This window comes from Bacillus sp. HU-1818 (genome assembly GCF_022695965.1).
Taxonomy (GTDB): Bacteria; Bacillota; Bacilli; order Bacillales; family Bacillaceae; genus Bacillus; species Bacillus atrophaeus.
Window position 1 is genome coordinate 128186 of record NZ_JAAPBE010000001.1, and the last position, 12829, is coordinate 141014.

General features: G+C 43.1%; 6 protein-coding genes. 3 read left to right on the forward strand and 3 right to left on the reverse strand.

The genetic code is table 11. The features are described from left to right. Positions 1-79: 79 nt before the first annotated feature. Both GXP75_RS00735 and GXP75_RS00740 read right to left on the reverse strand, forming a co-directional pair. Positions 80-787 carry a poly-gamma-glutamate hydrolase family protein gene (locus GXP75_RS00735; protein ID WP_061571628.1) on the reverse strand — a complete coding sequence of 236 codons (708 nt, stop codon included), beginning with the start codon at positions 785-787 and terminating at the stop codon, positions 80-82. A 302-nt stretch (positions 788-1089) separates the two neighbouring features. Continuing rightward, positions 1090-1320: a WYL domain-containing protein gene (locus tag GXP75_RS00740; protein ID WP_061571627.1), complete on the reverse strand. Its 231-nt coding sequence runs from the start codon at positions 1318-1320 to the stop codon at positions 1090-1092. Positions 1321-1551: 231 nt separating this feature from the next. Here GXP75_RS00740 and aprX point away from each other — a divergent pair, with 231 nt between their 5' ends. The 3 genes from aprX (at position 1552) to GXP75_RS00755 (ending at position 5012) form a co-directional block, all read left to right on the forward strand. Next, entirely contained in the window at positions 1552-2880 is a 1329-nt protein-coding gene (gene aprX, locus GXP75_RS00745; protein WP_214915329.1) for a serine protease AprX, read from the forward strand. 204 nt (positions 2881-3084) lie between these two features. Continuing rightward, entirely contained in the window at positions 3085-3444 is a 360-nt protein-coding gene (ymzB, locus tag GXP75_RS00750; RefSeq protein WP_061670824.1) for a protein YmzB, read from the forward strand. Between the two features lie 326 nt (positions 3445-3770). Continuing rightward, complete coding sequence (locus GXP75_RS00755; RefSeq protein WP_242555952.1) at positions 3771-5012, forward strand: cytochrome P450 family protein; 1242 nt, start codon at positions 3771-3773, stop codon at positions 5010-5012. Positions 5013-5102: 90 nt separating this feature from the next. Here the strand turns inward: GXP75_RS00755 and GXP75_RS00760 are convergent, their stop codons facing one another. Then, positions 5103-12827, reverse strand: coding sequence for a beta-ketoacyl synthase N-terminal-like domain-containing protein (locus GXP75_RS00760; RefSeq protein ID WP_242555953.1), 7725 nt, complete (start codon positions 12825-12827; stop codon positions 5103-5105). Between the last annotated feature and the right edge of the window lie 2 nt (positions 12828-12829).

Consider the following 12829-nt stretch of genomic DNA (forward strand, 5'->3'; position numbering starts at 1 on the left):
TTGAAAATTGTCCTCTATTTTGCTTGATAAGGTACGCACCGAGGACAAATCTCAATTATTTTATCTAAAATGACGGCACTTAAGAATACTCCTCGTCAATCACTCTTCTGATTGCTCTGGCATAGCGATAAAACTCCGATGTTTTCGTATATTTTCTTTCCTGATAGTTAAAATCATCAAAAAATGCTTCTCTCTGTTCTCTGCTGATCTCCAGCTGGATGCTCAGCCCCGTTTTACCTTGATTGTTGATATTGTTTGCATCCAGTCCTGCCAGACCGGTCTTTGAGGAGGCCAACTCTGCAGAAAAACCGCTATTTTCAAGAGCTTTTACAATCATTTTCGCCCGCTTGCGGTCGCTTCCGCCTACAAGTGTATTCTTATCGTCTCCTTTATATCCGTGAAAGGCGATAATGTATTGGTGCTGTTTGATTTTCTCCTCGGCTGTCGGCTCATCAAAGTTAGTGCTGGTAATGTGCAGTGTCTGGTTATCATGTGACTTTAAACCTTCAAAAAGATATGTAGAGTATTCCATATCAAAAAAACGGACAAGCTCGCTTACACCGCCTTCAATTCTGCCTCCATGCGGTGACATAATTAACACACGGCTTCCTTTTTTCCCGTTATATTCGATGTTATAGTCCTCAGGGTTTTCATTCGCCTCTAAGCTTCTAAAATCCGCATATTTATCAGGCTGATTCGAGGGTTCCGGTTCTGATGCATAATGAACACATCTTATTAACAGGACCATTGCTACAATGATTATGACATTAAGTAAGATTCTTCTCATGTTCGTCTCCTTCCTAAAAGAATGGCACGGTTCATTATATGAGGTTTAGTCAATAGGTTTTATCTTACCATTGTATACCCGTTATCATCAGTGAAAAATTTCCCGGTTTCTAAAAATCAATTGATTGTCACAGTTGGGGGTGTCTATCAGCTTATAACAGTGAAAAAAGTTGGGATAAAAAATGAAGAAAAGGAATAAATACCCACACCTCCTAGGTTCTTGGTGAAAAGCAGGCTGATTTTAAAAGATATATGGGAACTATTTTTATAAATAGGCTGTCTATTTATAACCGACAGCCTATATTAATTGGCAAAACGAAGAAATTGCTTCTTTTTTTGAACAGGCGCGCAAGAGAGAATGGAATCTAAAAGAAACGTTCTCATCTGTTTTTTAGTGCAACAGAAGGCTTTTATATCATGGCTGTTTCGATGTTTCACAATGATTGTTCTTTTACAAATTGAACCGTCTTTTTTCATATATATTATATCAATCGGAACCTGCTCTTCTATAGAGCGTTTTATCAGAATGTTCATGCGTTTTTTAGCTCCTTCTTTTTTTCTCACATCATACAGGAACAAACGTTCTTATTCAACCCTCAAACTAAAACCATATTTTGCGGCCCGCCAGCGTACTATTTCCTTATAGTAAAAAAATCAGCCATTAAAAACCGCTCTTGTCCGATTCCAAGAAGGACAAACAAACTTACAAAAGAGCTCCTCCATTCATAGAGTATACAGAGAAACTCTATTAGGAGGAATCATATGATGTTTGGTTACTCTATGGTACAAATGGTGAGGGCAAACGCTCATAAGCTGGATTGGCCGTTGCGTGAGAACGTTTTGCAGCTATACAAACCTTTTAAATGGACGCCATGTTTTTTACATCAATTTTTTGAGACGAAATTGAGAAATCGAAAAAAGATGTCAGTGATCATAGAATTTGAGGAAGGCTGTCATGAAACGGGTTATCAAGCGACAGGAGACATTTTACAAAATGAAAAGCGTTGTACATTAAAGCATCGCTTTCACAAGATCAATTGCTGCAGTGCAGAGGTAACGCCTTCAGCTTTACATGCTCTTCTCTCTCAATGCAATGATATCCGCAAAGTTTATTTAAATCGTGAGGTTAAAGCGCTTCTTGACACAGCAACTGAAGCCAGCCATGCGAAAGAAGTCATCAGAAACAATCAAGCATTGACCGGAAAAGGCGTCACCGTTGCTATAGTGGATACCGGAATTTATGAGCATCCTGATTTAGAGGGCAGAATAAAAGGATTTGCCGATTTTGTCAATCAAAAGACCGAGCCATATGATGATAATGGCCACGGCACCCATTGCGCGGGTGATGTTGCAAGCAGCGGCGCATCTTCTTCAGGCAAGTACCGCGGTCCGGCTCCTGAGGCCAACCTTATTGGCGTTAAAGTGTTAAATAAGCAAGGATCAGGTACGTTAGCGGCAATCATTGAGGGTGTGGAATGGTGTATCCAATATAATGAAGACAACCCTGAGGAACCCATTCGTATCATCAGTATGTCCCTTGGCGGTGAAGCGCTCCGCTACGATAATGAGCTTGATGATCCTTTAGTCAAAGCAGTGGAAGAAGCATGGAACGCAGGCATTGTGGTCTGTGTCGCCGCCGGAAACTCAGGACCTGATCCACAGACCATTTCAAGTCCGGGTGTAAGCGAAAAAGTCATTACAGTCGGCGCATTGGACGATAATGATACGGTGAGCCGTGAAGATGATATTGTCGCTTCCTTCTCAAGCCGCGGACCGACGGTCTATGGAAAAGAAAAGCCCGATATTTTGGCGCCCGGTGTCAATATTGTCTCCCTCCGCTCCCCGCGGTCATATATCGATAAGCTGCAAAAGTCGAGCCGTGTGGGGACGCAGTATTTTACAATGTCAGGGACTTCAATGGCAACACCGATTTGCGCGGGAATTGCCGCTTTAATCCTCGAACACAATCCGGAACTTACCCCTGATGAAGTAAAAGAACTTCTCAAGAGCGGCGCAGATAAATGGTCGGACAATGATCCGAATATTTACGGTGCCGGCGCTGTAAACGCAGAGAATTCCGTTCCTGGCGAATAACCTTTCATTATAAGCTATTACACACTGCTGAATCTAAAGAGACAGATTTTGCAGTGTTTTTTATTTTTTCAAAGGAGCTGTACGTAAACATTACATATTTAGGTTCTATTAGAGCGGTTATTCTGAGCCTCATCAGGCATCTATTCGTGTAAAACGCAAAATAATTGGGAATAGTATCGTATAGATAAAAAGGAGGAATCGCTGATGACACTCACTAGCACTGAGCTTTCCGAATGGCTGAAAGCGCAGATCGGACAGACGCTTGATATTAGAAAAGGCGAACTGACCAATAACCAAGACGAGATTTCAGATTTGGATCAGATTGTTCTTCACCTTAATGAAGTGGCCATACGCAGCACTAAGCATCCTGATGACTACGTAGCAAATGATGAATTGGTTCTCGAAGGAAAAGGAACTACTTTTACTGAAGAAGGCAACGTGCCGCTCCCAGAAAATGCTTATGAGATCCCTTTATCGGGTAGTATTCACATTCATCAGGAAAACGGAGGACTGAAGGTTTTGACAGATCGCGCAGTCTATACCATTGATATTCAACAGAACTGACATCTGTACCCTGACTTATTGGCGCCTTTGATTACTTTCAAAGGCGCTTCTTTTTATGGTGTTATATGAAAATGGATGCGCAGTCATTTTTTTGAAACAAACTATTGAATGCCCTCTTAAATAGATATATAGTTTTAAACATAACGGGCTGTCCAAGGTTTTCAACAGCCTGAACGATATGTGACTTTAGTAAGGGGGTCATATGCCTATACCTGTCCGTGCCGATGCGGGACATGCGTAAGGCTCACATAGGATATTTGGTCTGATATCGAATGATATCATTTTGTTTTGGGTGTCTTTTAAAATGAAAGGCGAGGAGAATTAAGATGGAAAAATTGGTTTTTAATGCGCACTCTTCAGAGTTTCACGAAAATCCTTTTACAGTTTTGGGCCATTTTAGAGAGCACGATCCTATTCATCACTTTGAATTACACCGTTTCGGCGTTACATATCGGGCGTGGTTAATTACTCGTTACGATGATTGTATGGCATTTCTAAAGGACAATCGAATTACCAGAGACGTAAAGAATGTGATGAGCAAAGAACAGATTAAGAAGCTTAATGTAAGCGATGATATCGACTTTGTATCAGATCATATGCTGGCAAAGGATACGCCTGATCATACTCGTTTAAGGTCACTGGTTCACCAAGCTTTTACCCCCCGCATCATCGAAAATTTGCGTACCAGCATCGAACAAATAACCGAACGTTTATTAGATGACATGGAAAAAGAGAATGAAGCGGATATTATGAAATCCTTTGCGTCTCCATTACCTTTTATCGTGATTTCTGAAATGATGGGAATACCGGAAGAGGATCGTTCACAATTTCAGGTATGGACCAACGCTATGGTAGACACTTCAGAGGGCAACCAGGAGAAGACCAACCAATCACTCAGGGAATTTAAAGACTATATCGGCAAGCTGATACAAGAAAGAAGGATACACCCGAAAGACGATATGATCAGCAAACTGGTGCATGCTGAAGAGGATGGGCACAAGTTAAGCGAAAAAGAGCTTTATTCGATGCTGTTCTTGTTGGTTGTGGCCGGCCTTGAAACGACCGTCAACCTGCTTGGATCGGGCACCCTCGCCTTGCTCCAGCACAGAGAGGAATTGGAGAAGCTAAAGCAGCATCCCGACATGATAGGCACGGCCGTAGAAGAGCTGCTGCGATATACCGCTCCGGTAGTCATGATGGCGAATCGGTGGGCAATCGAGGACTTCACATACCAAGGACATTCTATAAAAAAAGGAGACATGATTTTTATAGGCATCGGCTCTGCCAATCGTGATCCTGAGCGTTTTGAAAATCCAGAAAAATTCGATATTTCAAGATCTCCGAATCGTCATATCTCTTTCGGCTTTGGCATTCATTTCTGTTTAGGGGCCCCGCTTGCCAGATTGGAAGGCCAAATTGCCTTTAATGCGCTTCTTAAACGGTTTCCGCATATCGAGCTTGCAGTTGCATCTGATGAAATGAAATGGAGAAAAAACGCCTTTTTAAGAGGGCTAGAAATCCTGCCGGTTTCACTTGCAAAGAAAAACTCGCTTTCCCACCACAGCTAATTATTGCAAGATGAACATGGCGGATTGCTGTGGATAATTCATTAAAAAAACCCCCTTTTAAAGGGGTTTTTTTATATAGTCATACCTTCCTCAACGCTTCACCAGTTCATCGGCTTTTTCGTCATTGGCGTTTTCGAGTTTTTTTCTGAAGGCCTTAAGATAATTCGCGTTTACTACACCTCTGTTTGAGTATAGCTTTTCACAAAACTCTAGAATAGCTTTAGACGGTTTGGGCTCAGATAACATCATTAAATGATTAGAGGAATTGACGTCTAATAGATGGAATTGAGCAATCTGCCGCTCCCACTCCTCCCAATACCCTGCATGGTCTAATGGTATTTCTTCATTAGAGAGGGTGAAATAAACGTCTAATTCACCAAGAAATGACCTGCTTTTGTTACGGAAATAATAACATTTTAACGCTTCAGGATCAGGCAGCGGCTGCACTGTGTATTCCTCGACTTCATAAGCGAGCTGAGTTTTAACAATTTGCTTAATCTGAGTGCGTATTTGCTTTTCCGATTTGTTCAATCCCCGTTGTCTTGCCAAGCCAATCAGTTCTTTTAAAAAGTCTTCATCTTCTGCGGTTACATTTACTTCTTCACGGCTGATGAGAATGTCAGTTAGCTTTTCCGGCTGAGCAACCGATGCCAGCATCGTATTCATTGTTTGAAGCATTGATGTTTTCAAAGCAGGTTTATCTTCTTTATATTCTGGGTTGTATGGAGAATCGACCATGACAATGCTTTTCACCGTTTGTCCTGCTTTTTGCAGCTGGCGTGTGATTTCATAAGCCAGCACTCCGCCTAAGGAATAACCGCCTACGTCATAAGGGCCCTCCGGCTGTACGGCTCGGATGATCTCTATATAATAGGAAGCCATGTCTTCGATTCCATGTAAAGGATCACGGTTTGTCAAAAACCCCCTGGCTTGAATTCCATAAAAAGGACGCTGGCTTTTTCCCGCAAATTGCTGATAAATCTCGACCCCGCCTACTCCTCCGTGAAACCAAAATACAGGACGCCCCTGCTGACTATCATTTAATTGGATCAATTCCGGAAACTGTCGGCGGATGGTCTTGCCCGGATGGTCCGACGATGATTTATCCTGTTTTTCTGCTATCAGATTCATCATATCCTGTACGGTTTCACATGCTTGCAGCCCAGCCAGAGTGACTGAAGGATCAATATCCGTTTGCAATTGCTGTAATAATTGGATGCAAAGGATAGAATCAAACCCGTATTCTTGTAAAGGCGTATGAGGACTTATTTCCCCCGGTGTCATTCCTAATAGATCGGATAGGATTTGAATGAAGCTGCCTTCTTGATGATCATGTACATCCTCATCTGAAAAAGCACGTGCACTTTCCTCTTTTTTATTAAATCCGTTCCAGCATTTTCGTTTTTCAAAAGGGTAAGCGGGTAAGGAAATTCTGTGTGCACCTTTTCCTTGCTGGAGTTTTTCCCATGGGATTTCCGCTCCTTTTGTCCAGCAGAAAGCGATTTTTTCAAGATTATTTTCTGCCAAAAGAGTCTGCATCACAACTTCTCCCAATGTCCCTTCAAGCAAGGTGCCGATATCTGAGAAGCCCTCTTTGGAATTCCCCGTAAAAACAGGGATAGCGCTTTGCGGTTTTCGTTCTTCTTTCATAGCTTTCAAGCAATCTTGTAATCCTGCAATCAATTCATCTCTGCTGCTGATCACCAATGCCAGCCGATCATTCATCGCCTCACGCCCGACTTGCAGTGTATAGGCGTAATTCTTTAATGAAAGCTCATTTTGCTGTTTTACGTAGCCAAGCATTTGTTGAACAACCGCTTGAAGCCGGTCTTGGTTCTTAGCAGAAAGGACCACAATTTGAGGTGCATTTACAATCTCGTCTACTGGTGATTCTTCATGAGAAGGGATATATTCTTCTAAGACCACATGCGCATTTATACCTCCGAACCCGTAGCTGTTAATACTCGCTCTGCGCGGGATTGTTCTGCCTGCATGATCCTTTCGTTCTTCCCATTTATGGTTCTCCTCTGTCAGCTGGAATCTGCTCCCATCAATTGATACCTGATCGTTTGGAGAGGTATATCCGGGAATTCCCGGTATGGTTGCATGCTGCATCGCCATGCTGACCTTCATGAGAGCAGCCATGCCTGAGACAAGTTCACCGTGTCCAATACAAGGCTTTAAGCTGCTGATATAACATGGTGTTTCCTCTTGAAATTCCTGTATCTGCTCTGTTTCCAGCTGTTTGTAGCCTGATTTCAGCGCATTGATTTCAATGGCGTCCGCCAAAGGCGAGGCAATCCCGTGCGCTTCTATATAAGTCACTGTTGTGGGATCTACTTTTGATCCTTGATAAGCCTTCAGCATAGCATCCTTCATTCCGTTCGGATTAGGCGCGTGCAGCGACATCCCTCTGCCGCCATGTGATACACCTGTCCCTTTAATGACCGTATAAATATGGTCGGAATCTTCAATGGCTTTTCGTAAAGGTTTGATCAAGAGCACCCCTGCTCCTTCACTTCTGACAAAACCCTTTGCTTCTGCTTGAAAAGACTTGGCTTGCCCGTCCTCACTCAAGTACCCCATTGAATCAAAGCCAATGAAGCCTTTTGGGGAAAGCAGCAAATTCACGGCACCCACAATGGCTTGCTCACATTCGTCATTCCGAATAGATTGAATGGCTCTGTGTAAGGCAACAAGTGCTGACGAACAGGCAGCTTCATAATATTCACTTGGACCTCTCAAATTCAGTACATAAGAAATACGGTTCGGTATTAACGAAGGAATCATGGCTGCATTTGTATTATCGCTATTGCCGGCTGCAATAAAAACGCCTGTCGGCCGGTCAGATAATGTTTGACTTGTAATGCCGGCGTCTTCCATCGCCTTCCATGTATGTGTCAGTAACAGAAACTCCTGTGGATCCATACTCGCTGCCTCTTTGGGTGAAATGCCAAAGAACAGCGGGTCAAATTCACCAATACCTTCTATAAATCCGCCCCATTGAAGACTTGTCTTTTCTTCTTTAGAATTTCCGCTGTATTCGCGCCAATCCCAGCGTTCTTCCGGTATTTCCGAAACACAATTTCTTCCGCGGGCCAAGTTATCCCAAAACTCCGTTACATTGTTTGCTTTCGGGAATTGCCCCGACATGCCGATAATGGCTATGCCTTCAGCCGCAGGTGCTGTTGTTTCTTTCGTCTGTCTGTCATTTGTTTGAGTATGTTTCACTTTAGTTTCGTTCATATCAAAGAATTTCTTCTGCTGTTTGGTATCGCCAAGCAATTGAATAAAGAACCTTTCATGTTCTTTCGCAAAAAAATCGGTAAGCTCTTGAACAGTCGGATACTCAAAAAACAGCGTAGGTTGTAATTCGATCTTTGTCTCGGATTCGATCTCTCTTGTCAACGCAATCAATTGGGAAGATGTTATTCCTAAATCCATCACATTTACCTTTGCAAGAGACAGTTTGGAAGGATCGTCTATGATCACAGCCAATTTATCCGTTACGTAGGTGCGGATGCGGTCCGTCAGATGATTCGGATTATCTGCCTGCTTTTCATATGGAACGGCATGTTCTTCTATCTTGCTTTCTTGATCAGTCAAACGGAATCGCTTTAAAGAGTAACCTGAGTAGTGCAGTACCGTCTCAGATGCTTCATTGATCACATCAACATCAAACATCAGCATTTCGCCGGAATTTTTAACTAAGGTAATCAGCAGCCAGCATTCTTCCATTCTAGTATTCTTGTTAAATTCAATTTCATTGATTCCAAATGGTAAAAAACTGCCTTCTATTTCTAATTGTTCTACTAAACTGAGCATTGCCAAGTAAGCGCTGTTGGTGATCAACGGGCTTACAGCATAACGATGTATTTTTTCTGCGTTTTGATCTAAACGCACTTTTGCAAGTATGGAGCCATTTCCTTTATACAGGCGGGTAATGGTCTTGAATATCTCTCCCCATTCCACGACTCCCTTGCCGCTTGAATACATCTGATCGATGTGCGGAAGTTCGGTAAACGAGTGTTTGATGCTCTTAATGTTAATTTTCTTTGTTTGAAAAAGGCCTTTTTGACATTGCCCAGATGCGGCATGCTTCCAGGAATCAGATATTTGATCACGATACAATATTTGTACATCTGTTGCGTTTTCTTTTTGGAACGCCTCCGCTTTGAGATCAATTGTTTGGCCTTCTTTCACTGCTACAGGAGTTACATAATTTAATTTACTGATGCGGCCGCTGTTTGCTTCAGGGAACATTTCAAAAAAAGCATCAATGGCAAGACTTCCATACGTTGCTCCTATAAGTACGTGTTCTTTATTAAATACATGCCCTTTCACGTAAGGCTCATCATATACGTACGAATCATGAACCGCGTGATATTTTTCCTTACATGCAACATCCGCATTCCGCCCGTATTGTATCGATTCATCAAAATAAAATGCTGCCTGATGGTCGAACGCATAACGCGGCAGGTCGATCCAGTCAGAACCGCTGCCTTGATCCATTTGATCAAATTGAATTGCCGCCCCTGCTGCCCATTCTTGTGCCAGCTTTCTTGTATCTTTTGTTTTAACATCTGGCAGAACAGCACCAGGTTGTAAATCGAAAGATGTATAAATCCCCTCATAGATTGAACTCTCTTTTGATGTTTGAAAGATCTTTAGTTTTTCGATAAGTTCTTGCACCGATGAAACCGCAAATGCAGTTCTATGTTCTAAATGATGATTGATCCTTTGTAAAGACCTTACAACCGGTCCAATATCAGCTGAAACATTTTTTTCTAAATATAAGCGCATTTTTTCTAGATAGCTGAGCAAACTCCATTTCGTTTTCGCTGAAAAAACAGCGAGATATTCCTGCTGATGAGAAGCTGCTTTCTTCTCGGGAGTAGCGCCGATAAATTCTTCCACAATGAGATTCGCATAGGCCCCGCCCGCGCCGAAGGAATTAATCATGCTTCTTCTAGGCAGTGTTTTTCCTGTTTCGGAATCCTTCAACCGATGCCACGGCTCCGCTTGTTTCTGTAGGTAAAATGCTGTCTTTTCCAAATGAATATTCGGATTTACTGGACTTGCGTTTATCGTCGGCACCAGCGTTTCTTTGTTCATCTGTAAAAGAACTTTCGTCAGCTGGGAAACGCCGGAAGCCGCTTCCAAATGCCCCAGGTTGGATTTAACGGAACCCATTGCGCAAAACTGTTTCTTATCCGTATATTGACTAAAAGCGTTGGTAAGCGCGATGACTTCAATCGGATCTCCCAACGCTGATCCGTTTGCCGCTGATTCAATATACCCGATTGTCTCCGGGTCAATTCCGGATTGCTGAATGGACTTCGCAATTAATTTGGCTTGCTGCCTCGGGTCGGGAGCCGTATACATCTGGCGGCCGCCGCTATGGTTGGCAAAGCTGCTTTTGATGACCCCGTAAATATGGTCCTGATCTTCAATCGCCTTGGAAAGAGGTTTTAACAGCACGGCGCCGACGCCTTCTCCTGGTATTAAGCCGGTTCCTGCGCCAAAGCTCTTACTTTGATTTCCGTTTTCTAAAAGGTTAGCACGCTCCAATGAATCGTACTTGGAGAGATCCAGCGTTAAATTAACCCCTCCTGCTATGGCCATTGAGCAGCTTTTCTGTTTCAGGCTTTCACAGGCAAGATGAATGGCGCTTAAGGAGCTCGAGCAAGCGGAACTGATGGCCATACTCGGCCCGGTCAGATTGAAAAAGTGAGACACTCGATTTGCGATATGCCAGTCTCCCCCATTGGAGCTCAGCACCGCTTGTTCTAACGACGGGATATTCCAAAAATACTGATTATACATGTTTCCAATAAAGACGCCTACTCCGGTTTCTGTGTCGTGCAGCTCATTTACCCTGGATTGAGAATAGCCTCCGCTTTCAAATGTTTCCCAGACGGTTTCCAAGAACAACCGAAGTTCCGGCGTCATTTCCATCACTTGATTTTCATTCACTTCAAATAGATGATGGTCGAATTTGTCGATGTCTTTTAAAAATCCGCCATAACGCTTTTTATCACTTTTTCGTAACGGGTCTTTCGATAAAGTCTTAATGAGTGATGTGCGCCACCTTGATTCAGGAGATTCTGTAATACAATTGTCTCCGGCTTTTAAATGCTCCCAAAGCTCTTCCAGATTATCGGACATAGGATAACGGCCGCTTATGCCGATAATCGCAATATCCTCTGAACTAGAATGCGCGGACGTCTCCTCTTTTGAGCCGCCGGCCTGTTCCTTACCCGCTGTTTCGAAAAGAGCAGTATTTGTCTTGGCTGTTTGAGGGGTGCGAATGATCTCCCGCTCATTTGCGAAACGGCGCGTTTTATGAGCAAACGGCGGTGCAGGATTTGAAGACTCCGTTTGAACCGGAGCCTCCTTCCTGGAAGGTTCTTTCTTTTCTGCCACCAGTGGCTTTTTCAGCTTGTCAGCATGCTGCGTTAAGAGATAATCGACAAGTTCTTGGATGTTCGTGTGCTCAAATAAAATCGTTTTAGGAAGATCACCTGTCAGTTTTTCTAACTCTCGAATAAAGTTCACTTGCAGAATTGAATCGATTCCATACTTCTCGAACGTTGTATCTGTCGTTATTCGTTCCGGAGACAGCTTAATCGATTTCGCTAACGTTTCTTTTACAAATTGTATCGTTTGCGCCGTGATCGACTCTTCTTCGCGGTCTTCCGTTTTTTCTTGCGGATGATCTGCTTTTTGTTGTTGCACCTTTTGTTTTTCATGTTCTATTGGCTGCTTTTGCCGGACCACTCCGTCACTTTCGGACGCTACGATCTGCTGGCCCAACTGGTGCGATTCTTCAGCCATAAATGAGACATGACGGAAGCCCTCACCCTCTAATACTTTTTGCCACATCTCTGGATATAAACCAGGGCAGCCCGGGATACGCAGTTCGGGATCTTCATACAGCCACCAGCCCTCCAAAAGACCAAACGTTAAGTGCGAGTATAAATTATGGCTGTTTATTTCATTCAGCAAAAGCAGACCGTTCTTTTTCAAAACCGCTTTAGCATTCCGCAAGGTTTGGCGGATATTTTTCGTCGCATGCAGGACATTCGCCGCTATGACCACGTCATATTTGCCTGTTTCTATGCCTTGTTCAGCAACAGGCTCTTCCACATTAAATACTTTATATGTCAAATAAGGATTCTCCGGCCCGTACTCTTTTTCCGCATGCATCAAAAATGCTTTAGAGAGATCCGTATAGCAATACTCTTTTACATGGCTCTGATACACTTTCAATTTTTCAAAAACAGAAGCGCTTGTACCGCCTGTTCCCGCCCCGATTTCTAACATTCGCACCTTTGCGCCGGGCTCTTGTTTCAGCCGCTCTTGCATAAAGGCTAAAACGGTGTCCGCAAGCACATCATTAAAATAGTCTGCGACTTGATTGTTTTTATACACTCCTTCGACCAGGTCCATGGAGGAATCGGGAAACAACACGTCGGTGGCAGATACTTTGCCGGTAAGAATATCCGGCAAAGCTCTGAGCGCAGTCTCCACTAACACCACCATGGCTTTCATATTGCTGTCTTGAAGCAAAGCGGCTTTATTTTCATCCCATTCCTTCCACAGTACATTCAAATTCTCTATTGATTGCGTTGGTACATATGCATCACCAGCTTGTTGAAGAAAATGGTTTCGCACCAAAATTGATAAGCTCTCCTCAAACCATCTGCCATAGAAATCCCGCAAGATCGGCTGGGATTTTGTTTCTGAGAAAAATCCTATGGACTGTAATTGCGCTAATAGCATTTTGCAAAGAATGTCTTCTGTATTCCGCATTG